20 protein-coding genes and 2 tRNA genes are annotated in these 23,318 nt (G+C 68.9%); 12 read left to right on the forward strand and 10 right to left on the reverse strand.

Going from position 1 to position 23,318, the window contains the following annotated elements:
* Positions 1-809: 809 nt before the first annotated feature.
* The 4 genes from dnaN (at position 810) to IH26_RS0136665 (ending at position 4,832) form a co-directional block, all read left to right on the forward strand.
* Complete coding sequence (gene dnaN, locus IH26_RS0136650; RefSeq protein WP_030440870.1) at positions 810-1,943, forward strand: DNA polymerase III subunit beta; 1,134 nt, start codon at positions 810-812, stop codon at positions 1,941-1,943.
* Between the two features lie 39 nt (positions 1,944-1,982).
* A complete protein-coding gene (gnd, locus tag IH26_RS0136655) occupies positions 1,983-2,855 on the forward strand; it encodes a phosphogluconate dehydrogenase (NAD(+)-dependent, decarboxylating) (RefSeq protein WP_030440871.1) in 873 nt (290 codons plus the stop codon).
* 17 nt (positions 2,856-2,872) lie between these two features.
* Positions 2,873-4,000 (forward strand): DNA replication/repair protein RecF, encoded by a 1,128-nt coding sequence (gene recF, locus IH26_RS0136660; RefSeq protein WP_030440872.1) that lies wholly within the window; start codon positions 2,873-2,875, stop codon positions 3,998-4,000.
* A 289-nt stretch (positions 4,001-4,289) separates the two neighbouring features.
* Positions 4,290-4,832 (forward strand): DciA family protein, encoded by a 543-nt coding sequence (locus IH26_RS0136665; RefSeq protein WP_030440873.1) that lies wholly within the window; start codon positions 4,290-4,292, stop codon positions 4,830-4,832.
* Between the two features lie 53 nt (positions 4,833-4,885).
* Here IH26_RS0136665 and IH26_RS0136670 read toward each other — a convergent pair whose 3' ends face one another.
* Positions 4,886-5,452, reverse strand: coding sequence for a hypothetical protein (locus tag IH26_RS0136670; RefSeq protein WP_030440874.1), 567 nt, complete (start codon positions 5,450-5,452; stop codon positions 4,886-4,888).
* Positions 5,453-6,031: 579 nt separating this feature from the next.
* Here IH26_RS0136670 and gyrB point away from each other — a divergent pair.
* The 6 genes from gyrB (at position 6,032) to IH26_RS0136700 (ending at position 13,301) form a co-directional block, all read left to right on the forward strand.
* Positions 6,032-7,978 (forward strand): DNA topoisomerase (ATP-hydrolyzing) subunit B, encoded by a 1,947-nt coding sequence (gene gyrB / locus IH26_RS0136675; RefSeq protein WP_030440875.1) that lies wholly within the window; start codon positions 6,032-6,034, stop codon positions 7,976-7,978.
* Positions 7,979-8,083: 105 nt separating this feature from the next.
* Positions 8,084-11,857 (forward strand): intein-containing DNA gyrase subunit A, encoded by a 3,774-nt coding sequence (gene gyrA, locus IH26_RS0136680; protein WP_030440876.1) that lies wholly within the window; start codon positions 8,084-8,086, stop codon positions 11,855-11,857.
* Positions 11,858-11,860: 3 nt separating this feature from the next.
* On the forward strand, positions 11,861-12,754 hold the full coding sequence (locus tag IH26_RS0136685) for a DUF3566 domain-containing protein (protein ID WP_030440877.1): 894 nt from the start codon (positions 11,861-11,863) through the stop codon (positions 12,752-12,754).
* A 76-nt stretch (positions 12,755-12,830) separates the two neighbouring features.
* Positions 12,831-12,904 (forward strand) — tRNA-Ile (locus tag IH26_RS0136690).
* Positions 12,905-13,078: 174 nt separating this feature from the next.
* A complete protein-coding gene (locus tag IH26_RS62370; RefSeq protein WP_211268820.1) occupies positions 13,079-13,207 on the forward strand; it encodes a DLW-39 family protein in 129 nt (42 codons plus the stop codon).
* 21 nt (positions 13,208-13,228) lie between these two features.
* Positions 13,229-13,301, forward strand: a tRNA-Ala gene (locus IH26_RS0136700).
* A 73-nt stretch (positions 13,302-13,374) separates the two neighbouring features.
* Here IH26_RS0136700 and IH26_RS0136705 read toward each other — a convergent pair.
* The 8 genes from IH26_RS0136705 to IH26_RS0136740 all read right to left on the reverse strand — a co-directional run bounded on the left by IH26_RS0136705 (position 13,375) and on the right by IH26_RS0136740 (position 20,371).
* A complete protein-coding gene (locus IH26_RS0136705) occupies positions 13,375-14,610 on the reverse strand; it encodes a tyrosine-type recombinase/integrase (protein ID WP_030440878.1) in 1,236 nt (411 codons plus the stop codon).
* Positions 14,611-15,713: 1,103 nt separating this feature from the next.
* Positions 15,714-16,088, reverse strand: coding sequence for a helix-turn-helix domain-containing protein (locus IH26_RS57255; protein WP_063763791.1), 375 nt, complete (start codon positions 16,086-16,088; stop codon positions 15,714-15,716).
* Positions 16,089-16,381: 293 nt separating this feature from the next.
* Complete coding sequence (locus tag IH26_RS0136715) at positions 16,382-16,792, reverse strand: hypothetical protein (RefSeq protein WP_030440880.1); 411 nt, start codon at positions 16,790-16,792, stop codon at positions 16,382-16,384.
* Positions 16,789-18,159 (reverse strand): AAA family ATPase, encoded by a 1,371-nt coding sequence (locus IH26_RS0136720; protein ID WP_084599388.1) that lies wholly within the window; start codon positions 18,157-18,159, stop codon positions 16,789-16,791. The genes IH26_RS0136715 and IH26_RS0136720 overlap by 4 nt, the downstream gene beginning before the upstream one ends.
* Positions 18,156-19,082: a bifunctional DNA primase/polymerase gene (locus IH26_RS0136725; protein WP_063763792.1), complete on the reverse strand. Its 927-nt coding sequence runs from the start codon at positions 19,080-19,082 to the stop codon at positions 18,156-18,158. Before IH26_RS0136725 ends, IH26_RS0136720 begins: the two co-directional genes overlap by 4 nt.
* 247 nt (positions 19,083-19,329) lie before the next feature.
* Positions 19,330-19,680 (reverse strand): hypothetical protein, encoded by a 351-nt coding sequence (locus tag IH26_RS0136730; protein ID WP_030440883.1) that lies wholly within the window; start codon positions 19,678-19,680, stop codon positions 19,330-19,332.
* Positions 19,677-20,009 carry an HNH endonuclease gene (locus IH26_RS57260; protein ID WP_063763793.1) on the reverse strand — a complete coding sequence of 111 codons (333 nt, stop codon included), beginning with the start codon at positions 20,007-20,009 and terminating at the stop codon, positions 19,677-19,679. The genes IH26_RS0136730 and IH26_RS57260 overlap by 4 nt, the downstream gene beginning before the upstream one ends.
* Positions 20,009-20,371: a hypothetical protein gene (locus tag IH26_RS0136740; protein WP_157437566.1), complete on the reverse strand. Its 363-nt coding sequence runs from the start codon at positions 20,369-20,371 to the stop codon at positions 20,009-20,011. Before IH26_RS0136740 ends, IH26_RS57260 begins: the two co-directional genes overlap by 1 nt.
* Before the next feature lie 217 nt (positions 20,372-20,588).
* On the opposite strand from IH26_RS0136740, the gene IH26_RS0136745 reads away from it, so the two are divergent.
* Positions 20,589-20,789, forward strand: a complete 201-nt coding sequence (locus IH26_RS0136745) for a hypothetical protein (protein WP_030440886.1) — start codon at positions 20,589-20,591, stop codon at positions 20,787-20,789.
* Positions 20,790-20,923: 134 nt separating this feature from the next.
* Positions 20,924-22,387, forward strand: coding sequence for a helix-turn-helix domain-containing protein (locus IH26_RS0136750; protein WP_084599392.1), 1,464 nt, complete (start codon positions 20,924-20,926; stop codon positions 22,385-22,387).
* A 431-nt stretch (positions 22,388-22,818) separates the two neighbouring features.
* Here the strand turns inward: IH26_RS0136750 and IH26_RS0136755 are convergent, their stop codons facing one another.
* A complete protein-coding gene (locus IH26_RS0136755) occupies positions 22,819-23,217 on the reverse strand; it encodes an NUDIX domain-containing protein (RefSeq protein WP_030440888.1) in 399 nt (132 codons plus the stop codon).
* Between the last annotated feature and the right edge of the window lie 101 nt (positions 23,218-23,318).

The following is a 23,318-nucleotide window of genomic DNA, read 5'->3' on the forward strand; positions in this document are numbered from 1 at the left end:
GAGCTGCCGCTCCCGTGTCCACAACCGCACGGGCCCACCCCTCGGTCATCCACAGCGGCGTACACCCGAAAGTGTGTCATTTGCCCGTTATCCATACCTTTTCCCACAGCCTGTGTATAACTCCGGCCGATCGTCCGCCGTCGCTCGAACGGTCCCAACTCACGCTCAGCGGACGTTGTCAACGTCAGAACGCAACTGTTCCGTGCCAACGTTATCCACACTAATTCACAGGCGTTCACAGGCCTTTATCCCCAGCGGTGGACAACTCTCGGGCGCCAAGCCCACAGATGTGGACAAGCCCTGGGGAAATCGATGTGGACAGACACTCTCCGTGACATCTCTGTCCACCGCCTGTGGAAGAGTGTGGATTTCCTGTTGAAGGTTCTGGGGACGACGAGGCGGTAGCGTCCCGACGCTATGCACAGGCCGGGGGACAAACCCGGTGGATATCCGGTGGATAGCCGGTGGACAACGGTGGACAACCGCAGTCCGGTCAAGGACTGTGGACGCAGACCGGGGTTTGTACCCTGGTTGTCCACCTGTGAATCACCGGTGGATAAGCCGTTGACCTGCACCAACTTGAGTTCTCCACACTTTGCACAGCCCCGATGAAGACGACTAGAGATTTTTCTAAGACAACAAAAAGCAATCAACGGCGTTGGGGAAGGTGTGGATGGAGCCGCCCACGGCTCCCGCCTCCTCGCACCGACAAGCACCGACCGGCCCGGGCACGCGCGGGCTTGCCCGGCGCAATAAAGTTCGTGGGGGTTCCCACGCCCCCGACCTGAGGAAGCGACGCGGAGGACAGCATGAAGTTCCGGGTGGAGCGAGACGCACTCGCCGACGCCGTGGCCTGGACGGCGAAAAGCCTGCCGAGCCGGCCGTCGGTGCCGGTGCTCGCCGGCGTCATGCTGCGAGTCACCGACGGCCGGCTGCACGTCTCCGGTTTCGACTACGAGGTCTCCAGCCAGGTGAGCGTCGAGGTGCAGGCCGACGCCGACGGGGCCGCCCTGGTCTCCGGCCGCCTGCTCGCCGAGATCACCAAGGCGTTGCCGAACAAGCCGGTGGACATCGCCGCGGTCGGCGCGCATCTCGAACTGGTCTGCGGCAGCGCCCGGTTCACACTGCCGACGATGCCGGTGGAGGATTACCCGACCCTGCCGGAGATGCCGTCCAGCGCCGGCACCGTCGACGCGGCCGCGTTCGCCGCCGCGGTCGCCCAGGTGGCCATCGCCGCGGGTCGCGACGAGACGCTGCCGATGATGACCGGCGTCCGCATCGAGCTGAACGGCTCGTCGATGGCCATGCTCGCGACCGACCGGTACAGGCTGGCCATGCGCGAGATGGAGTGGAGCCCGGACGACCCCGAGATCAGCCTCAACGCACTGGTCCCGGCGAAGACGCTGAACGACACGGCCAAGACCCTCGGCCCGCTCGGCGGCTCGGTGACGCTCGCGCTGGCCCAGGGCAACGCGGGCGAAGGCATGATCGGTTTCGCCGGTGGCACCCGGCGTACCACCAGCCGCCTGCTCGACGGCGCGAATTATCCGCCGGTGCGCTCGCTGTTCCCCGCGAGCCACAATGCTGAGGCCCGGGTCGGCGTGGCCGCTCTGGTCGAGGTGGTGCGCCGGGTGGCATTGGTCGCCGAGCGGACCACCCCGGTGCTGCTGAGCTTCAGCGAGGACGGGTTGGTCGTCGAGGCCGGTGCGACGGAGGAGGCACGGGCCAGCGAGGCAATGGAGGCGACGTTCACCGGCGAGGCACTCACGATCGGCTTCAACCCGCAGTACCTGATCGACGGCCTGCAGAACCTGGGCGCTCCCACCGCGGTCCTGTCGTTCGTCGACGCGTTCAAGCCGGCTGTGATCTCCCCCGCAGGCGAAAACGGCGAAATCGTGCCGGGTTACCGCTATCTGATCATGCCGATCCGGGTAACGCGCTGATACTGAGCGAGGAAGAACCGCACATCTAGGGGGAACACCATGCAGCTTGGCCTTATCGGTCTCGGGCGGATGGGCGGCAACATGGCCGACCGCATCCGCAAAGCCGGGCATGAAGTGGTCGGATTCGACCACAGCCCGGACAAGCGGGACGTCGCCTCGCTCTCCGAACTGGTCGAGAAGCTCGCCGCTCCGCGGGTGGTATGGACCATGGTTCCGGCCGGCGAGATCACCGAGAGCACGATCGACCAGCTGGGCGAGTTGCTGTCCGCGGGCGATCTGATCATCGACGGCGGCAACTCCAAGTTCACCGACGACAAGCCGCGCGCCGAGCGGCTCGGCGCCAAGGGCATCGGCTACATGGACTGCGGCGTCTCCGGCGGCATCTGGGGCAACCAGAACGGCTATGCCCTGATGGTCGGCGGCAGCGAGGAAGACGTGGCCAAGGCCATGCCGATCTTCGAGGCGCTCAAGCCGGCCGGCCCGTACGGCTTCGTTCACGCCGGCCCGGTCGGCGCCGGCCACTACACCAAGATGGTCCACAACGGCATCGAGTACGGCATGATGCAGGCCCTCGCCGAGGGCTGGGAGCTGCTCGAGGCCTCCGAGTACGTGGACAACGTCCCCGGCGCGATCAAGAGCTGGCGCGAGGGCAGCGTCGTCAAGTCGTGGCTGCTCGACCTGCTCGACCGCGCCCTTGACGGCGACCCCGACCTGGTCAAGCTCAAGGGCTACGCCGAGGACACCGGTGAGGGTCGCTGGACGGTCGACGAGGCCGTGCGCCTCGCCGTGCCCGCCCACGTGATCGCCGCCTCGCTGTTCACCCGGTTCGAGTCGCGCCAGGTCGACTCCCCGGCCATGAAGGCCGTCGCCGCCCTGCGCCAGCAGTTCGGTGGCCACGCCGTCGTCGGCTGATCAGGGATAGTTACGGGATGTACGTCCGCCGGGTCGAGCTGACCGACTTCCGTTCGTACGAGCGGGTGGCGGTCGACCTCGACCCGGGCGTGTCCGTGCTGGTCGGGCAGAACGGCATGGGCAAGACCAACCTCGTCGAGGCGCTCGGCTACGTGGCCACACTGGACAGTCACCGGGTCGCCACCGACGCCCCGCTCGTGCGGGCCGGTGCCGCCTCCGCCGTCGTCCGGTGCGCGATCGTCCACGATGGACGCGAGCTGCTGGTCGAGCTGGAGATCGTGCCCGGCAAGGCCAACCGCGCCCGGCTCAATCGCTCCCCGGTGCGCCGCCCCCGCGAGGTGCTCGGCGCGTTGCGGATGGTGCTGTTCGCCCCGGAAGACCTCGAGCTGGTCCGCGGCGACCCGGCCGCCCGCCGCCGCTATCTCGACGACCTGCTCGTCGCCCGGCAGCCCCGGTTCGCTGGCGTCCGGTCCGACTACGACCGGGTGATCAAGCAGCGCAACGCCCTGCTCCGGACGGCGTACCTGACCCGCAAGGTCGGCGGCACCCGCGGGCAGGACCTCTCCACGCTGATGGTGTGGGACCAGCACCTCGCCCACCACGGCGCCGAGCTGCTGGCCGGCCGCCTCGAGCTGGTCGCCGCCCTCGGCCCGCATCTGACCAAGGCCTACGACGCGGTCGCCGCCGGCCGGGCCGCCGCCGCGATCGGGTATGCGTCGGGCCTCGGCGACTCGCTGGTGCCCGATCGGCCCGCCCTCGAACAACTGCTGCTCGACGCCCTTCAGGAGCGGCGCGCCGCCGAGATCGAGCGCGGCGTCACCCTGGTCGGCCCGCACCGCGACGACCTCACCCTGGCCCTGGGCGACCTGCCCGCGAAGGGTTACGCCAGCCACGGCGAGTCCTGGTCGTTCGCGCTGGCGCTGCGTCTGGCGGCGTACGATCTGTTGCGCTCCGACGGCATCGAACCGGTCCTGGTCCTCGACGACGTGTTCGCCGAGCTGGACGCCGGCCGCCGGGACCGCCTCGCCGCCCTGGTCTCCGATGCCGGCCAGCTGCTGGTGACCTGCGCGGTCCCGGAGGATGTGCCACCGGCCCTGCGGGGCGCCCGCTTCGACGTGACCCTCGGTTCGGTGACCCATGACTGACGACCGCCGCTACGACCACACAGCCGAGCGCTTCTTCCCCAAGGGTGACTTCTCCCCGGCCGACCCGCACCTGACCGGGGGCGACTCCTGGTACGACACCCCGCCCACCGACAGGCAGTACGACCCGCCGCCACCGAGCGACCGGTTCGATCCCCCGCCCGCCGGCGAGTGGTACCACTCCCGGCCGGGCGGCGAAGGGCCGGAGCGGCCCGCTGCGCCGAAGTCGGGCGCCGGGCCAGGAGTGGATCAGGGCTCGGGGGATTCCGGACCGCAGCGGGGCGCTGAGGGCGTGCCGGAGGCCGCGGCCGGGGCGGCCGGGGCCGCGGATGCCGCCGCCGGGCCGGAGCTCGCGCGGGCCGTGCTCGACGCCGCGCTCGCCAGACGCCGGGCCGCCCAGGCCAACCCGCGGCGGCGCGGCGGCGAGGGCGGGAGCACCGGCAAGCGGCCGCGCGGCTATTCCGGCCCGGGTCCCGACCCGCGCGACCCGCAGCTGTTCGGCGACGTGCTGGGCCGGCTGATGAAGGCCCGGGGCTGGGAGAAGCCGAAGGCCGAGGCGACCGTCTTCGGCGCCTGGGAGCGGGTGGTCGGCCCGGAGATCGCCAAGCACAGCCGCCCGGTCAAGCTCGACGGCGGCGTGCTGACGGTCGAGGCCGAGTCCACGGCCTGGGCGACCCAGCTGCGCATGCTCGCCGCCACCCTGCTGCGCAGCATCGCGACCGAGGTCGGCCACAACGTGGTGACCAAGCTGAACATCCACGGCCCGGCGGCGCCGTCGTGGAGCCGCGGGCCGCGCCGGGTGCAGGGCCGGGGCCCGCGGGACACGTACGGCTGATCGGAAACGGAGAGTAGCGCCGCCGCGGCCTTCGCAGGGGATTGCGAATTTGTTCAGTAATCGGCGAAAACGGCGAAGCCCCGCTCCGCGCAGCGACGGTAGAAACCGGCCAGGATCGCGAGCTCGGAGCGCGCGAACGTCCAGTGCGGCGCGTTCCCCGCGTCGTCGCGCAGGGCCGACAGCCGGTTGTCCAGCCAGCGCAGCTGCTGGTCGGCGAGGCGGCCCTGGGTGACCGCGGCCCGCATCACCTCGGCCACCGTGTCGAAGGTGACCAGATCGCCGTGCTTCTCGTGGCCCTCGACGAACCGCTCCAGCCCACCGGCGATCCACGCGCAGCCGTCCGGGTCGATCACCGGGTCCTCGTCCTCGGCGGCCGCGTCGGTCGCGTAGAGCACGCCGTCCAGGCCCAGCAGCAGGTCGACCAGCTCGGTGTACGCGGTGGCGCGCACCGTGCCGGTCTTCGCGATGTGCAAGGCCAGCGCGCCGGTGGGTGCGGCGATCTCGGGCGCGTCCGCGATCGCCCCGAAGTCCACGAACTCGGCGGGAGCCACCGGGTCGTAATACTGGTTGGTCCGCGGCCAGTGCACCGCGACGTTCTCCAGCCCCTTGTCATGCGCCATGTTGGGGGCCACCCCTCCTCGACCTGCCACGCTGAGCTTGCCCGCGGCGGAAAACCGAAGCAACTTCGCGATGTGAGTCCCGTTCGCACACCGTCCGCGCGGGGCGAGGTTACGACACGACGGGCCGGTGTTGTGAGGCAGTGTCGCAGCGCGTGGCCGCTCGGCCCGGCAGGCGCGCGGTGACGATCGACAGCCGGACGACTTGTCATTGCGCGAAGCGGCTCTTCCGTGTAGGGGGAGACGTAGGTGGCGGCCCCGATCGCGCTACGGCGATCTGAGGCCACCCCACGGGGTGCCGCACCCTCATGAACGCGCCTCGGCGAGGTAGAATCGATAGTGACCGGGAAAGCTTTGCTGAGTGGTGACGCCGTGTTGACGGTCGTCACGCTACGCGGTTTTTCCAGCCGATCACGATCCGCGGGCCAGCCGCGGCGACCGGCGCGTACGGGTTTCACCGGTGGTCCGCTCCTCCCCGCGGCTTCTGCCTGTGGCCCGTCATGCCCACCGGCGCCCGAGGCGGCCCGCCGACCCCGTTGCGGGGCCCTTCACCAGGGGCTCGGCACGAGAAAGTGGCCGAGGGTGGCAGAGAAAGAGCAGGAGTACGGTGCAGGTCAGATCACCGTGCTCGAAGGCCTCGAGGCAGTCCGCAAGCGTCCCGGCATGTACATCGGTTCCACCGGTGAGCGCGGCCTCCACCACCTGGTCTGGGAGGTTGTGGACAACGCCGTGGACGAGGCCATGGCCGGCTACTGCGACACCGTCGACGTGGTGCTGATGGCCGACGGTGGCGTCTCGGTCACCGACAACGGCCGCGGTTTCCCGGTCGACCTGCACCCGAAGCTGAAGAAGCCGGGCGTCGAGGTCGCGCTGACGATCCTGCACGCCGGCGGCAAGTTCGAGGGCACGGCGTACAAGGTCTCCGGCGGTCTGCACGGCGTCGGCGTTTCGGTCGTGAACGCGCTCTCCACGCGCATGCACGTGGAAATCCACAAGGACGGCTTCGTCTGGCGGCAGGACTACACCGCCTCCAAGCCCGGCCCCCTGCAGAAGGGCGAGCCCACCACGACGAGCGGCTCGACCGTGCAGTTCTGGGCGGACCCGACGATCTTCGAGACCACCGACTACGACTTCCAGACCATCTACCGCCGGCTGCAGGAGTACGCGTTCCTCAACAAGGCGCTGACGATCAACTTCACCGACCAGCGCTCGGTCGACGAGGAGGGCAACCACCGCCACGTCACGTTCATGTACGAGGACGGCATCTCGGACTTCGTCCGCCACCTGAACATGACCAAGAACCCGATCCACAAGACCGTCATCGACTTCGGCACGGAGTCGAAGGAGGAGGGCATGGCGGTCGAGATCGCGATGCAGTGGAACGAGTCGTACGGCGAGTCGGTCTACACCTTCGCCAACTCGATCAACACGCACGAGGGCGGCACCCACGAGGAGGGCTTCCGCGCCGCGCTGACCGGCATCGTCAACCGCTACGGCGCCGAGAAGAAGTTCCTCAAGAGCGACGAGAAGCTCTCCGGCGAGGACATCCGCGAGGGGCTCGCCGCGATCATCTCGGTGAAGCTGCAGAACCCGCAGTTCGAGGGCCAGACCAAGACGAAGCTCGGCAACACCGACATGAAGAGCTTCGTGCAGCGGGTCACCAACGAGCAGCTGGCCGACTGGTTCGACCGCAACCCCGCCGACGCCAAGACCATCATCACCAAGGCGTCCCAGGCCGCCCGGGCGCGGATCGCCGCCCAGCAGGCCCGCAAGCTCGCCCGGCGCAAGTCGCTGCTGGAGTCCGGCTCGATGCCCGGCAAGCTGGCCGACTGCCAGTCCACCGACCCGCGGGTCAGCGAGCTGTTCATCGTCGAGGGCGACTCGGCCGGCGGCTCCGCCAAGCAGGGCCGCAACAGCCAGATCCAGGCCATCCTGCCGATCCGCGGCAAGATCCTGAACGTGGAGAAGGCCCGGATCGACCGGGTGCTGAAGAACAACGAGGTCCAGTCGCTGATCACCGCGCTGGGCACCGGCATCCACGACGACTTCGACATCGCCAAGCTGCGGTACCACAAGATCGTGCTGATGGCCGACGCCGACGTCGACGGCCAGCACATCCAGACGCTGCTGCTCACGCTGCTGTTCCGCTTCATGCGCCCGCTGGTCGAGCAGGGCCACGTCTACCTGGCGGCGCCGCCGCTATACAAGATCAAGTGGAACAAGCGGGGCGACGACGCCCAGTACGCCTACTCCGACCGGGAGCGGGACGGCCTGATCGCGCTGCGCCAGCAGAAGAAGCCGAACGCCAAGCCGGACGACATCCAGCGGTTCAAGGGTCTCGGCGAGATGAACTTCCACGAGCTGTGGGACACGACGATGGACCCGGCGACCCGGACCCTGCGTCAGGTGACTCTCGATGACGCTGCAACGGCGGACGAGCTCTTCAGCGTCTTGATGGGTGAGGACGTCGAGGCACGCCGCTCGTTCATCCAGCGCAACGCCAAGGACGTGCGATTCCTCGACATCTGAGGATGGGGATATCCACAGCGCCTGCCCGGTTTCCACAACGTTATCCACAGCGAGATGCGTGCTTTAGCCGTACTTGTCTGGTTTCACCTTGAGTAAGGGTTAACAGTGACTGACACTCCCGAACCCCCCGCCGGCGACGAATCCCCCGAGGAGACCGGCGGTGGCGTGACCCAGCGAGTCGAGCCGGTCGGCCTCGAGGTCGAGATGCAGCGCTCGTACCTCGACTACGCGATGAGCGTGATCGTGGGCCGGGCGCTGCCCGACGTCCGGGACGGTCTCAAGCCCGTACACCGCAAGATCCTCTACGCGATGTACGACTCCGGCTTCCGCCCGGACCGCGGCTACGTGAAGTGCGCCCGCGTCGTCGGCGACGTGATGGGCAACTACCACCCCCACGGCGACTCGTCGATCTACGACGCCCTGGTCCGCATGGGTCAGCCCTGGTCGCTGCGCTACCCCTTGATCGACGGCAACGGCAACTTCGGCTCGCCGGGCAACGATCCGCCGGCCGCCATGCGCTACTGTCTGACTGCCGACGCCCTGGTCAGAACTCCTTTCGGCACCATGCCGATCGGCGAGATCGTGCCCGATGCGGCCCCCGATTCCGAGACCGACATCGACCTGAAGGTCTACGACCGCAACGGCGACCTGGTCCGGGCGAGCAAGTTCTTCCACTCCGGCGAGCACCCGACGCTCAAGCTGCGCACCCGCGAGGGCTACGAGCTGACCGGCACTCACAACCACCCGGTGCTCTGCCTGGTGAGCGTGGCCGGCGTCCCGACGCTGCTGTGGAAGCTCCTCGACGAGATCCAGCCGGGCGACCGCGTCGTGATGCAGCGCGTGGTGCCCGACGAGATCGGCGCACCGCCCCTCGACCACCTCGAGGCCGCCGTCCTGGCCGGCGCGTTCGTGAGCGAGGGCTGGGCATCGGGTAACCGCGCCGGCTTCAACAACGTCGACGGCGCCTTCTTCGCGCGGGTGCTCAGCGCGTACGACATCGCCGTCGGCGGCCGGCGTTACGTCAGCCGGCGGACGATCGCCTCCGGCAGTGAGATCCACGAGTTCGACGTCCAGGACACCACGCACCTGCGCAGCAGCCTGATCGGCGAACTCATCGGTGCGCGCAGCGCGCAGAAGTTCGTCCCCGCATTCGTCTGGGGCGCGGCACCCGCAGTCAAGCGGGCCTTCCTCCAGGCGCTCTTCGAGGGCGACGGGTCCTCGTCGCTGCTGCCGCGCCACACCATCCAGATCTCGTACTCGACGCGCAGCGACCGCCTGGCCCGCGAGGTGCAGCAGTTGCTTCTCGAGTTCGGCGTCGTCAGCCGTCTGTGCCGCTACGAGAACGGCGAGATCAAGGTCGTCGTGACCAACCGCCGGGACGCCCGGATCTTCGCGGCTCACGTCGGCTTCCTCGGCCGCAAGCAGGCGAAGCTGGAGTCCGAGCTGGGTGCGGTCCCGGCCGCCAGCAGCGCCCTCTCCAGCGACCACGTGCCGTTCGTCGGAGAGTTCATCCGGACGCACGGCGCGAGCCGGTGGACCGAGCGTGACTGGCTGGTCAAGCACAACGTCGACCGCGTCGAGCGGTGGGAACGCGACGGCGCCGAGATCGCCGCGCGCATCACCGAGCTGGGTGTCCTCGACGTCGTCGAGCCGCTCGTCGACGGACGCTTCTACTACGCCGAGGTGACGAGCGTCACGTCGGCTGGGGTTCAGCCGGTTTTCAGTATCCGGGTGGACACCGACGACCACGCCTTCATCACGAACGGCTTCGTCAGTCACAACACCGAGTCGAAGTTGTCGCCGCTGGCTATGGAGATGCTGCGGGACATCGACGAGGACACCGTCGATATGCAGGACAACTACGACGGGCGTACGCACGAGCCGACGATCCTGCCGGCGCGCTTTCCCAACCTGCTGGTCAACGGCTCCGAGGGCATCGCGGTCGGGATGGCCACGAAGATCCCGCCGCACAACCTGCGTGAGATCGCGGCGGCCGTGCAGTGGGCGCTGGACAACCCGGAGGCGGACGAGGCGGAGACCCTCGAGGCGGTTCTCGGGCTGGTCAAGGGTCCGGACTTCCCGACCAAGGGCCTGATCGTCGGTCAGCAGGCGATCCAGGACGCGTACCGCACGGGCCGTGGCTCGATCCGGATGCGCGCCGTGGTCGAGGTCGAGGAGGACCCGCGCGGCCGGCCCTGCCTGGTCGTCACCGAGCTGCCGTACCAGGTCAACCCGGACAACCTCGCGGAGCGGGTGGCCGAGCTGGTCAAGGAGGGCAAGCTCACCGGCATCGCCGACATCAAGGACGAGTCCTCCGGCCGTACGGGCATGCGGTTGATCATCGTCTTGAAGCGCGACGCGGTCGCCAAGGTCGTGTTGAACAACCTGTACAAGCACACCCAGCTGCAGGAGACGTTCGGCGCGAACATGCTGGCGCTGGTGGACGGCGTGCCGCGCACGCTGAACCTGGCCCAGTTCATCCGGTACTACGTCGATCACCAGATCGAGGTCATCCGCAGGCGCACCGCATTCCGCCTGCGCAAGGCCGAGGAGCGCGCGCACATCCTGCGCGGTCTGGTCAAGGCGCTCGACATGCTGGACGAGGTGATCGCCCTGATCCGGCGCTCGCCGACGGTGGAGGACGCGCGGACCGGCCTGATCCAACTGCTCGACATCGACGAGGTGCAGGCCGGCGCCATCCTCGACATGCAGCTGCGCCGTCTGGCCGCCCTCGAGCGCCAGCGGATCATCGACGAGCTCGCGAAGATCGAGGTCGAGATCGCCGACCTCAAGGACATCCTCGCCAAGCCGGAGCGGCAGCGGGCAATCGTCGCCGAGGAGCTCCGGGAGATCGTGCAGAAGTACGGCGACGACCGGCTGACGCAGATCATCCCGTTCGACGGCGAGGTCTCCATGGAGGACCTCATCGCGCGCGAGGATGTTGTGGTAACGATCACACGGACCGGTTACGCGAAGCGTACGAAGGTCGATATGTACCGGTCGCAGAAGCGCGGCGGCAAGGGTGTGAGCGGCGCCACACTGCGGCAGGACGACATCGTGTCGCACTTCTTCGTCATCTCGACCCACGACTGGATCCTGTTCTTCACGAACAAGGGCCGGGTGTATCGGGCGAAGGCGTACGAACTGCCCGAGGCCGCCCGCGTGGCGAAGGGACAGCACGTAGCCAACCTGCTCGCCTTCCAGCCCGACGAGCACATCGCGCAGGTGATCCAGATCCCGAATTACCAGGTCGCGCCCTACCTTGTGCTCGCCACTAAGAATGGTCTCGTGAAGAAGACCCGGCTCGAAGAATTTGACTCCAACCGGAGCGGTGGCATCATCGCCATCAACCTTCGGGAGGATGACGAGTTGGTGGGCGCGGCGCTGGCGGCATCGGAGAACGATCTTCTGCTCGTCTCCAAGCACGCCCAGGCCATCCGCTTCAACGCCACCGACGAGGCGCTGCGGCCGATGGGCCGGGCCACGTCGGGTGTGATCGGCATGCGCTTCGGCGACAACGACGAGCTCCTCGCCATGGAAGTGGTTCGCGAGGGCATGGATGTGTTGGTCGCCACCGACGGTGGGTATGCAAAGCGGACGCCGATCGAGGAGTATCCGGTACAGGGCAGGGGCGGCAAGGGGGTGCTCACCGCGAAAATCACCGAACGTCGCGGTGGCCTGGTGGGCGCGCTCGTGATCAGTCCCGAGGATGAACTATTTGCCATCACCAGCAATGGTGGTGTCATCCGGACTCCCGTGAAGCCTGTACGGCGCACGCGGGATCGGAACACAATGGGGGTCAAGCTGATGGACCTCCCAGAAGGTGTAACCATCGTGGCGCTTGCTCGCAATGCCGACGAGCCTGACGAACAGGACTAGTTGATGCCGGAGACACAGGCGAAGTCGGGGGCCGCGGGGGCCTCAGCGACTCCGGACGAGGCGGCCAAGAAGGACGCCGCCGCGGCGGGGCGCGATGGTGCGGCTCGTGCCGCGAACCCCGCCGATGCCCCGTCCCCGCCGAAGTTCACCCGGGCGCCGGGCATGGCCCCGCCGCCGGGTGAGCCGCCCGCCGACAGCGACGGTTCGTCCGACGCGAAACGCCCCGGGGGCCAGGGCGTGGCCAAGGGCTCGGCGACGGTGCCGATCGTGACCAAGGGCAAGGGCGCCGCGCCGTCCCGGCCGACCGTCACGCCCCCGCCGGCCGCCCCGCAGCGGCCGGTCGGCGCGGCCACGAACCAGCCTGGCAACGTGACCGGCGGCGCCAAGCCCCAGCAGCGCCCGGGCGGCGGCAGCGCCAGCGGCCCGGCCGCCGCCGGTGGGGCCGCGGCCGTCGGCGCGGCCCGGGTCACCGAGGCGGCCCGCTCGGCGCGGTCCACGGTCGCCGGCGCGGCCGCCCGCGGCCCCCGGCGCGCCCGGCTGAACCTCAAGCGGATCGACCCCTGGTCCGTGATGAAGTTCTCGTTCGCCGTCTCCGTCGTGCTGTTCATCGTCGTGGTCGTCGCGACCTCGGTGCTCTACCTCGCCCTCGACGCCATGGGTGTCTGGAGTGAGGTCAACAACAGCCTCAAGGAACTGGTGAGCGCCAGCGGCGGCGCCGACGCGTCGTCCAGCGGCGGCCTCCGGATCACCGCGTGGGGCGTCATCGGCACCTCGATGCTCATCGGCGCGGTCAACGTCGTCCTGTTCACGGCCCTGGCCACCCTCGGCGCGTTCATCTACAACGTCTGCGCCGACCTCGTCGGCGGCGTCGAACTGACGCTCGCCGAACGCGACTGACCCTGGAGCCGGCGCGGGCCACCCCGTTTTGGTGGCCCGCGACCCGGTGCGGTAACCTTCGGTGTCGCAATCGCGCGGGGCTATAGCTCAGTCGGTTAGAGCGCAGAGCTGATAACTCTGAGGTCGCTGGTTCGATTCCAGCTAGCCCCACGAGTGGCGGAGGCCTGTGCCAACAAAAAGCGTTGGCGCAGGCCACTCGTCATATTTATTCCGGGGGCCGAGCCCCCGGAAACCCCGCGAAACGGTGGTTGCGGCAGGACTTTTGGTCGCGGTGGTGGGTCGCGGTGGTGGGTGGTCAACTCGCGCGAGCTTGGGGGACCTGACGTGTTGAAGAAGCTCCTGATTGTGGCTGGCATCGTGGGTGTCGCTGCTCTCGTGGTCAAGAAGGTCAAGGCATCCAGCGACGAGCGCGCGCTGTGGCACGAGGCGACCACTGCGCCCGACCTGCGATAGCTCTGGCCTGCTTGGTTTCTGGGGGCCCTAGCTCAACTGGCAGAGCACCGCCTTTGCAAGGCGGGGGTTAGGGGTTCAAGTCCCCTGGGCTCCACTTTTTAAGCCTGTGACCAGGCCAAACGTAAAATCAAGATCGTCGGGCCCAGTTCTCGGCCCAGATGGGCCCATCACCAGCGGCCGGCCGCGACCGGCCTGAGCGCCTCGCCGACAATCCCCCGCCGCCGCTCGGCACGCGGCCAGAAGTGCACATAGACCTCCAGCGTGAGCTGCAACGACGCGTGCCGTAGCGCCCGCTGGACGTCCTTCGGGTCGACACGCTCGGCGATCAGCTTGGTCGCGAAGTAGTGCCGCAGCGCATGAAAACCGCTGTGCTTGCGGTCCTCCGGCCAGCCGGCCGCCCGCCGCCACTTCACCCACTCTCCCGACCAGGTGCGATCGGTGAACGGGTTCCCGAACGTCGTGGTGACCAGCAGCGGTACCCGCCGCCGGACCGGTCGGCCCGACGTGAGATCGAGCATCTCCACCTCGACCGGCGGGTACTCCCGGCGGTGCCAGGCCAGCGCTCCGACCAGCATCGGATCGAGATCGACTGTGCAGGTGGCCGGGTCGAAGGTCCGCACTCCCTTCGGGAGCCGCAGGTGGAAGCCGCCCTCGTACTCGCTCGGCTCGTAGCCGAGCTGTTGCACCACGTGCAGCTCCTCGTGCTCCGGCTCGACACAGCGCCGACCGGCCTCCAGGCCGAGCGCCTCACCGATCCGCAGACCAGCGCCAGCACCGAACAGCAGCGCGATGTGGTACCGCTCGGGAACCACCTCGAACAGCCGCATCACCTCCCGGTCGTTCGGCACCCACTTCGGCGCCCGGGTCAAACCCCGGAACACCTGGGACAGCTTGATCCCGTCGCACGGGTTCTCGTCGATCGCCTTGTCCCGGACCGCCGCCGCGAGGACCGCGTCGAGCAGCTCGAAGTACAGCCGCAGGCTCGACGGCGGGATCCCGTCCGCCAGGCACCGCGTGAGCCACAACAGCACGTCGGTCTGCCTGATCGAGCGGGCGACGCCCGGGAACGCGGGCTTGAGGTGCAGACGGACGTCCCGCTCGATGCGCTGCCGGGTCTCCAGCCCCCACGTGATGTTGCGAGCCTCGCGCCACCTGTCCGCATAGGACGGGAAGGTGACGTTGCGCTCACCGTGGTCGAGCCGCACTTCCGGGGCCGCACCGGTCCGGCACGCGGCATCGAAGTTCTTGGCGTCCTCCTCGCGGGAGAACATCTGCTCCCGGGGCTCCCCGGCAGCGTCGGTGTAGGTCACCCGCCAGCGCTTGCCCCGGCCGTACTTGGCCGTCTTGATGCGCTCGCCGTTCGGGCCCTTCTTGGTCTTGTACCAGACGTCATGTACGCCCACTGTGAGTTACTGCCTTTCGGTCGTGTTGGGGTAGCGGTAGCGGCCCGCGAAGGGGTCTCTACCGCTGGTTTGCCGGGGTTTTCGCCGTGTGGGCGGTGTGCGCTGCTACCGCTACCCGAGGCCGTTTTGGCTTGCCGGACCGGTAGCGGCTGAGGCAGCGTTGCCGCTACCTTTCGCCGGTCCGCTACCTCCGCCGCTACCTCGGCGAGGACGGCAGAAATGTGACGCTGCGTCGATGTCGCAGCGAGGGTCGGCGGTAACGGGTAACGCGGTCGTTGCCGCTCTGGGGGTGCGGATTCCGGGGGTTGGCCGGTCGGGTGCCCGGGTGGCGTTACCCGTTACCTCTCGGCGTGCGGGCAGGTGGCGGGCCGGCTGGGAGGTAACGGCAGGGGTGACGCTGGCGTTACCTCGCTGTCGGGCGTTACCTCTGCCGTTACCGCTTGATCGGTGACGCTGGGTTGATGTCCGCGTGGGTTGGTGGGCGGTCGCGGTCGCGCCGGTCGCGGGGGGCCCCAACCGTCGTTTCCGGCCGTACGCGACGGTTGGCCGTGGGGCCGCGACGCGCGACCGGCGGTTGATCGTGCTGGCCGGGGCGGTCGCGGCTGAGGTCGCGTCGGCGCGACCGGTCGCGGGCGGGACGCGACCTTGGCGAACCTGCTCGGTTGGTGACGGTGGGTGCGCGTCGGGGGTTGGCCGGCGGCGGCCTCGCGGTCGGCGGTGGGGTGTGCGGATATGGCACCTGGGCGGGTTTTCCGGGCTGTCGGCGAGTTGGTCCGCGAGGGGCGCTAGGTCGCTGGCGAGGGGCGCAAGGGTGTGGCCTTGCGGACCCGCTAGGCCTAGCGGGTCAGGCCGCAAGGCCTTGCGGCTGTTGCGGCCGGTCCGGTGTCTACGCTGCGTGTTCGTCGGGGCGGGTTGGCCGGCGGTTAGCTAGCGGGCGCGCGGGCTGTCCGAGAGTGCCGCATCGGGCGGTTTTCGGGCGGTCGGCTGCTGAGCCGCTAGCCCGCTAGCGTCCTGGCCGGGGTGGCGATCAGCCGCTAGCGGAGCCGCTAGCGCTAGCGGGGTGGGGTGCTAGCGCTAGCGGCAAATCCGGCCGCCCGGGGTGACTACGCTCCGTGATTTCCGGGGCCGTCGCGCTCCTTGCGGACGCGGTGTGCCCAGATGAGATCTTTCTCTTCGTCGGTCAGCTCGCCGATCGAGGCGCGGCGGTTGGCGGCGGCTTCTTCGGGGGTGACCTCGGTGCAGGAGTTGAGCCAGTCGTGGAACGCGCGGCGGGGGATGACCCACCGGCCGCCTAGTTTGCGGCTGGGGATGTCGCCGGAGCGGACCATGCGGTAGGTGCCGCCGAGGTTGAGCGAGAGCATCTGGGCGACCTCGGCGACGGTGTAGGTCAGCGAGCCGAGCGGGGCGGCCCGGTCGCGGTCGGGGGCCTCGGCCGCCGGGGTGCGCGGGGTGAGGGTGTGGATCGTGGCGGTGCTCACTTGGGTGCCTCCAAGATTGCGGGGGTGATCGGCTAGGGGTCGGAAAGTCGTTGCGGGACAACGGTTTTGCGGGCGTCCGGCCGGCGCTCCGCGTGTTGCTCCTAGGTCCTAGATCGCTGGTCAGCGCTGCGGCGGGGGCCTAGGGATGCTCCTAGGTCTAGGAGTTGCCGCCCCTAGACCTAGGAGCCGTACGGATCGGCCGCTGTAGCTGCTGCGGCCCGCTGAGAGCCACGCTGAGCCAAGATCTCGGCTATCCCGATGGATGGGGTAGGGCCGATGGGAGAGATGGGCTTTCAGGCTGTCGCGTGGCAGGTGTCGCAGAGGCCGTAGCCGAACAGGATCGGGCCGATCTGGGCGATACCGGCCCACACCCGGCGGCAGTGCCGTCGGCACCGGTCGCAGGTGCCGTCCTCCACCGCGTCGGGGGCGGCCAGGTGACGGCAGGCCGGGCAAGTCAGCAGCCCGGGTGTCCACGCGAACGCGCACACGACGCGCGGGGCGGGGCCGACGTGTGGGCAGACGCGGCCCTGTCCGGACAGCAGCGCGAGCGCGTGCCGCTGGAACAGCTCGGCGAGCCACGGCGGGGTGTCGGGTGTGGCGGTCAGGCGCAGCTGCGGGAGCTGGGAGGCCCGCAGCACGCGGGAGTGAGCGTCGGCGCTCGCGGCGGCCAGTTGATCGGCGAGCGCGGTCGGGTGGGTGGTCATGCGGCGGTCCCTCCGGCGGTGCGGATCAGGGTCAGTTGCGGCTGTTCGGGCGGTGACGGTGTGTAGGCGCGGCGGCCAGTCGGCTCACCGATCGGGCCAGTTGGCTCAGTTGGCTCAGGTTCCGTGAGCTGAGCCGACTGAGCCGACTGTGAGCCGACTGAGCCGGCCAATGACCCAGGGTTACCTGTGTTGATCCGCCAGACCGACCGGGACGGGAACCCGCTGCGGGCCGCGATCACGTGCGCCTTGGTGCGCGCCCGCTTGAGCGTGGCGAGGCTGATCCCGGCCGCTTGGGCGGCCTTGCGTACGTCGTCGCTGGCGGCCTCGCCGCCCTGACTGATCAGGTAGTCGGTCAGCCACTCGGCGGCCTCGTTGCGTTCGGCCCGGTCTTCCCGGTCGCCGCTGGCGTCGCCGAGGATCTCGGACACCGACCGCTCGGACTCGCCGGTGATGACCAGCTTGCCGACGTAGGCCGGGCCTTCCTCGGTGGCGATCTCGACCGACTCGACGACGTACCGCAGGCTGGGTAGATCGAGGCGGCCGAGGTTGTTCTTCGCCTGGCTCATCACGCACGCGCCGGCCGGATCGTCGCTGTCGCGGGCGATCGCGATCACGGCGCGGGCGACGGCCGAGAACGCCCGGGATCCGGTGATCAGGTTCAGCGCGTCGTCCGAGGTGGACTTGTTGAAGTGCGCCAGCCCGACCACGGCGCAGCCGGTCCGGTCGGCCATGTCCACCAGCGGTTCCAGCGCGGTCCGTAGGTCACGGTCGCGGTGGGTGTCGATGCTGGCGTGGATCAGCGAGAGCAGCGGATCAGCCGCCAGCAGGACCACCCCCAACCGGCGGATCTCGACGGCCAGGGCGCGGCAGTCGCGGGGCAGGGTGAGCATGTCCATGCCGCCGTCGTCGGCCACATCCACGCGGTAGACGAGATCCAGGTCGGCACCGGCCGCGAGGAGTCGCGGGCCGATAGTGTGCGCCCAGGAATCCTCGGTGGCCGCGTAGATCACGGCGCGGGGTGTGCCGTGGTGGATGCCGGGCAGGGTGCCCCGGGTGATCTGCGCGGTCAGCCAGGCCAGCGTGAGCGACTTGCCGATGCCCTCGCGGCCCGGGATCACGGTCAATGCGCCAGCCGGGATCCGGTCGGTCCACGTCCAGCGCACCGGCCGCATCTTGATCGCCGATGCCGGGGTGAGCAGCAGCCGCCGCGAGCCGTCGTCCGCAGCTGCGCGCGACGGCTCAGCGACCTGTCGCGTCCCGCCGGCGTGACGCGACAGGTCGTGCTCGCCGGCGGGTGCGACGCGTCGCGTCTGCAGCGGCTCGTCGACACGCGACGCGTCATGTGCGGCCTGGCCCGACGCGTTCATGCCGACCTCCGTCCGGTGCGCGGGTGCCGCTGCCCGGCGGCCAACCCGGACGCGATGGTCCGTTCGGCCTCCCGCTCGCCGAGGCCGCACGCTGCCGCAGCGGCGGCCAGCGCCTCGGCCACGTCGTGCTCGGCGAGGTGGCCGGCCGCGACGAGCTGGCCGAGGTTGAACGCGGCCCGGTTCAGGGAGTTGTTGCGGCCGGAGTCCGGACCCATCGCGGCCAGGGTGTCGCACTCGGCTCGTAGGGCGGCCTCGGCGTACGGGGCGGTCCGGTTCGCGTGCCACACCCGCGCGGGGGTGGCACGCGAAGGTTGCGGTTGCAGCGCCTCACGCAGCCCCACCGGAACGGGTGGGAACGCCACCCTCGTGCCCGGGCACGAGGGTGGGTTGAACTGCGGCGACGTCAACCACTGGTAGGTGTCGCCGGACGCGTGTCCGGACGGCGGCAGCACCACGTATCCGCCGCGTCCGCGCCAGTCACAGCCGGGCAGGAACTTCGCCCGGTTCCCGTGCCCGGTCGGGTGCACGAACACGTGCGTCCCGCCGGATCCGGTCCGCACGCTCGGCCAGCACGCGGCCAGGTCACCAAGGTAGGTCTCCAGCAGAGCGCACGCCTCGGACGGTGGGAGGTCGATGTCCCACACGTCGAACAGGTGCCCGGTCGCGGCGCCGACGTTCGCGGTCGGCCACCAGCGCCACCACCGCACGACCTGAGCAGGTTCGGCGCTGGCGCCGTGCACACCCCGGGGCAGGCGCGGGTGCTTGCCAGGCCGGTCACAGCCGGGCCGCCCGCACGCACACCCGCCATCGGGGCGGATCTCGTACAGCGGAAGTACCGGTACCCCGTTGCTCGCGTACGCCAGGGCGGCAGCCGCCCGGCGTAAGCGCGGCGCCTCGGGGTGAGTCCCACCGTGCTCGCGCACGGGGGGTGAGGCCGCCGTCAGGCGGTCCTTTATGGGGTTGATGGGGGTTGTCATCAGCTCTCCTGACTAGATCGATCGGAGAAGCAGGGAATGCGGCACACACGCCGCCGTTTGCGCAGCGTGCGGGCCAGGTCGTGACGCATCGATGACGCGCCGGACGACGCGGCATCGTGGTGCCCTGTGGAGTTATCAGGGGTACGTGTGCAGGGCGCGAACGCCCGCCGCTTGTCGTGCTCGCCTGTCCGGGTCAGCTGTCGTGCTCGGTGTCGCCCGACGTGTCGTCCGGGTCGTCGTGCTCGATCAGGTCCGGGTGGGTCTGGAACAGCTGCTCGGCCTTGCGGTCGAGGCGCTGGGCCTGCTGCCGCTGGTACTCCTCGCGGGCTTGGCGCCAGTCCTGCTCCGAGAGCTCGCCGGTCGGCTCGTAGGTGCCCTCGAACCGCACCGGTGAGCGTCGGCTGACCGACCACACCGTCCCGTCGTTGCCGGTCACCTCGTAGTGCTCGTAGCCGTACAGCCCGGCCAGCCGTCCGGCCGATCCCGTCGAGTTCGGCCGCGACGCCCGCCGGCCACCCGGCCGGCTGTCGCGCGGGCCGCTCACGCCGCGACCAGCGCAGGCCGGGCCGCACGCGGCCGAGCAACCGCCGGGCGGCCGGTCCGGCGCCGCACGGCCGCCCGCCGGTCGGCGAGCTGGGCCGCCTGGCGCAGGAAGACCTGCGGCAGGGTGTCGCCCTTACGGTTGTTGCACGGCTCGCACGCCAGCACGAGGTTGAACTGACGCCAGCCGGGCAGCACGCTCTGGGGGATCAGGTGGTCGATCGTGGCGTCCGCCAGGTCGGCGAACGGTGCCTCGCAGTAGAAGCACCGCTTGCCATCGCGGATCGCCAGGGAGCGGCGCAGCTGCCTCCGGCGCTTCGTGCACGCGGCCATCAGGCGGCCACCGTCGCCAGCTCGGGCCGGGCGCCGATCGAGCGGGCCGCCGCCCGCGGCCGGGACGCCGGGGTCAGCCCGAACGCCTCGTTGATCCGGGACTCGCACAGCGCCGTGTACGCGGCGTCCTCGGCCTCGACGAACCACCGGTCACGCTCGCGGAACACCGTCTCGTGCACCGCCAGCAGGCCGTAACCGGCCAGGATGAACGCGACCTCGTGCCGGATCTGCTCGACCGACATCACCACCAGCTCGTCCGCAGGAACGTCGGCCATCAGCAGCGCCGCGACCAGGTCGTACCGCGACAGCGAGACGACCGGGGCAATGCGGATCACGGCCGTGCCGGTCCCATCGAAGTCCATCGGTCCGCACGGAACCGACAGGGCCGGAACCGGGGCGTCGGCGGTAGGCTTGAGCTGCATCTTCGTTCTCCCATACAGAGATCGGTTAGGGGATGCAATGGCCTCGGTGGGGGTGCCTCCCCGCCGGGGTCGCTTGCATTGGACACAGGCTAACCGGCTACCGGCTAGCTGTCTACCCGTAGTGCGGCTAGCCGGTCACCCTGTACTCTCCACACTCATGACGACTCTCGATGACCTGCGGAAGTCGAGCCTCCGGGTGAAAGCCGCTGAGCAGGAGCTGGAGGCTGCCCGGCTGGATCGCGACGACTTGATCCGCGACGTGCGCCGCACCACCAAGCACACCGTCCCGGAGATCGCCGAGGCGGCTGGCGTCTCGCAAGCCACTGTCAAGACGGTTGTCCGTGGACTCCGGCAATGATTGGGTAAGTAGTGCTCTGTGTTGGGCGTTGCCATCGGCTGTCATGCATTGAGACAACCGCATGTGTGCGCCGTTTCACAGCCGATGGCGGTATACACCGACCGTATGGGAAATCTCGATAGGGAGCCCGATCTATGACATCGCGACACAAGGAAGCGCCGACGCCGCCTCGCGACCTGTGGGAGCGGCCGGACATGGCTCACGCGCTCGCGAATCGAGACATCGGTGAGGTAATACGCATCTACCGTCGCTGGACCGGTGCCAGCCAGACCGACGTCGGAATGGCGATCGGCATTCCGCAGCCGCACGTCAGCGAGATCGAGCGTGGAACCCGAAAAGTCACCACTATCGAACTTATCGAGCGCGTCGCGGACGGATTGAGCGTGCCTCGGAAAATGCTTGGACTGGCGGAGCTTGAAGACTCCGGAGCAGAGTCGGGATCAGGGCCCGTCGCGGAGAGCCAGAGAGCATGGCTCGACGGTAGAAAATTCCTTGGCGCGCACCGGTCGGACCTCACCAAAGCGGTGTATGAGATCTATCCGGAGGAATCCAGGCTCGGAAAGACCGGGATTCTTATTCCGCCACAGTGGAGGCTGGAAAAGCCCATCGATCTCGCGGCCGTCGAACTTCGATGGCACGAGCACACCCCGCGGCCGGCCGTTAACGGTAGCGAGCGGGAGACGAGGCCCGTCCGCCCGCTGTTCACGGCCAGCCGGGATTACAACCGTTATCACCGCGCGATGCGGGATCTGGCCCGGCCGAGACTGTTCGAGAACCGCTTGTGTTATCGGCTGCTGGACGTGGCGCCCGACGGCGACGCCGATCAGGGCTCGTCCAGACTGAGCCTGGATCTAACCCTCGGCGAGATGTGCTATTTCGACATGATCGACGTCGGTGAGGCGTTGGCACATGAAGCCGCTCTAGCCGCATACGACGCTGGCCACATGAACCCGGCAGGCGTTTCGTGGGACCGCTTGCCGTTCCGACGCCTGATCCGCGATCCGTTTGACCTCGGATCTTATCCGCTCATGATTTCGGTCAGCACGCTGACCGTGAGAGCGAGTAAGGCGGGTTCAACGTTCTTTATGCTCCGGCGGAATCCTGCCAAGGTCGCAATTGCAGGTGGCATGCTGAGTGTCTTCCCGACCGGCGTATTCCAACCAGCCTCGGTCGTTCCAGCGCCCGACTCCCCGGATTTCGATCTGTGGCGGAACGTGATGCGCGAATACAGTGAAGAATTCCTCGGTAATCCGGAACATGACGGCGACGGGCCGCCTATCGACTACGCGACGGAAGAGCCGTTCAGGTCGCTCGATGCTGCGCGCCGTGAGGGCCGTATACGAGTCTATTGCGTAGGCGTGGGAGTGGACGCCTTGAACTACGTCGGCGACGTGCTCACTGTGGCGGTATTCGACGCCGATGTATTCGACTCGCTATTCGGCGAAATGGTGGACCAGAACGACGAGGGCGACGTCGATAGCGAAGAGTTCAGCTTCACGGCAGACACGATCCGCCGCGTGCTGGACACACAGCCGGTCGCGCCGAGCGGGGCCGCTTGCCTGTACCTCGCGCTGGAGCACCAAGAGCACTTGGTCTGACGGTCCGGCCCCGGCTGCTCGGCGCGGTGGCCGGGCCGTGTCTCAAGATCGCTGGGCCCAAATCCGGCCCAGATGACCAACGGCAACGGATGACAAACGACGACAGTCGCCGACTTAAAGCGCCAGGTCAGAGGGTGTTTCCGGCCCGAAATGCCATGATCAGCCAATAGGGGTTCAAGTCCCCTGGGCTCCACAAATCCCTACGATCCCCCTGTCCGCGGAAAGCGCGGGCCAGGGGGATTTGTTATTTCTGCTCCGGGGGCCGAGCCCCCGGAAGCCCCGCGATCCTTGTGGTTGCGGTGGGTGGTCAACCGGCGCGAGCTGTGGGTGCCGGAAGCCCCGCGATCCTTGTGGTTGCGGTGGGTGGTCAACCGGCGCGAGCTGTGGGTGCCGGAAGCCCCGCGATCCTTGGGTCGCGGGGCTTTGGCGTGTCAGGCGGGGACTACGACGATTATGGGTGGGATGGGGACGCCGTGGGGGGACTCGGTGGGGAGCTCGGGGGCGGGTAGCCAGTCGAGGCCTAGGGGCTCGGGGCCGGTGCCGTCGTCCAGGCCCAGGCGGGGTTCGCCGTCTGCGACGGTTACGGCGAAGACTGAGGTCATGCCGGAGGGGTAGGGCATCTCCAGGATGTGGCGGGCTGCCGCTACTACCAGGCCGGTTTCCTCGAAGACCTCACGGCGTACGGCTTCCTCGGGGGTCTCGCCGGGCTCCAGGCCGCCGCCGGGGAGGGTCCACCACTCGCCGCCGCCGGATCGTCGGCTTCGCTCGTGCACCATCAGGACACGGCCGTCGCGCACGATCACGGCGGCGGCCCGTTTTCGTTCATCCACGTGCGCAGGCTAACCGGCGGGCGGGGATTGCGCTCACGGCTGTGGATAACTTGGGGTCTAATCGGGCGGTAACCGGCAGGCGAGTGACCGATTTGGACGGT

The organism is Actinoplanes subtropicus (assembly GCF_000721705.1).
Lineage (GTDB): Bacteria > Actinomycetota > Actinomycetes > Mycobacteriales > Micromonosporaceae > Actinoplanes > Actinoplanes subtropicus.

Bases quoted from the DNA above. Each gene is read 5' to 3' on its own strand.
- dnaN (WP_030440870.1), top strand. From the start codon at position 810: ATGAAGTTCCGGGTGGAGCGAGACGCACTCGCCGACGCCGTGGCCTGG.
- gnd (WP_030440871.1), top strand. From the start codon at position 1,983: ATGCAGCTTGGCCTTATCGGTCTCGGGCGGATGGGCGGCAACATGGCC.
- recF (WP_030440872.1), top strand. From the start codon at position 2,873: ATGTACGTCCGCCGGGTCGAGCTGACCGACTTCCGTTCGTACGAGCGG.
- IH26_RS0136670 (WP_030440874.1), bottom strand. From the start codon at position 5,452: ATGGCGCATGACAAGGGGCTGGAGAACGTCGCGGTGCACTGGCCGCGG.
- IH26_RS0136685 (WP_030440877.1), top strand. From the start codon at position 11,861: ATGCCGGAGACACAGGCGAAGTCGGGGGCCGCGGGGGCCTCAGCGACT.
- IH26_RS0136715 (WP_030440880.1), bottom strand. From the start codon at position 16,792: ATGACCACCCACCCGACCGCGCTCGCCGATCAACTGGCCGCCGCGAGC.
- IH26_RS0136720 (WP_084599388.1), bottom strand. From the start codon at position 18,159: ATGAACGCGTCGGGCCAGGCCGCACATGACGCGTCGCGTGTCGACGAG.
- IH26_RS57260 (WP_063763793.1), bottom strand. From the start codon at position 20,009: ATGGCCGCGTGCACGAAGCGCCGGAGGCAGCTGCGCCGCTCCCTGGCG.
- IH26_RS0136740 (WP_157437566.1), bottom strand. From the start codon at position 20,371: ATGGACTTCGATGGGACCGGCACGGCCGTGATCCGCATTGCCCCGGTC.
- IH26_RS0136745 (WP_030440886.1), top strand. From the start codon at position 20,589: ATGACGACTCTCGATGACCTGCGGAAGTCGAGCCTCCGGGTGAAAGCC.
- IH26_RS0136750 (WP_084599392.1), top strand. From the start codon at position 20,924: ATGACATCGCGACACAAGGAAGCGCCGACGCCGCCTCGCGACCTGTGG.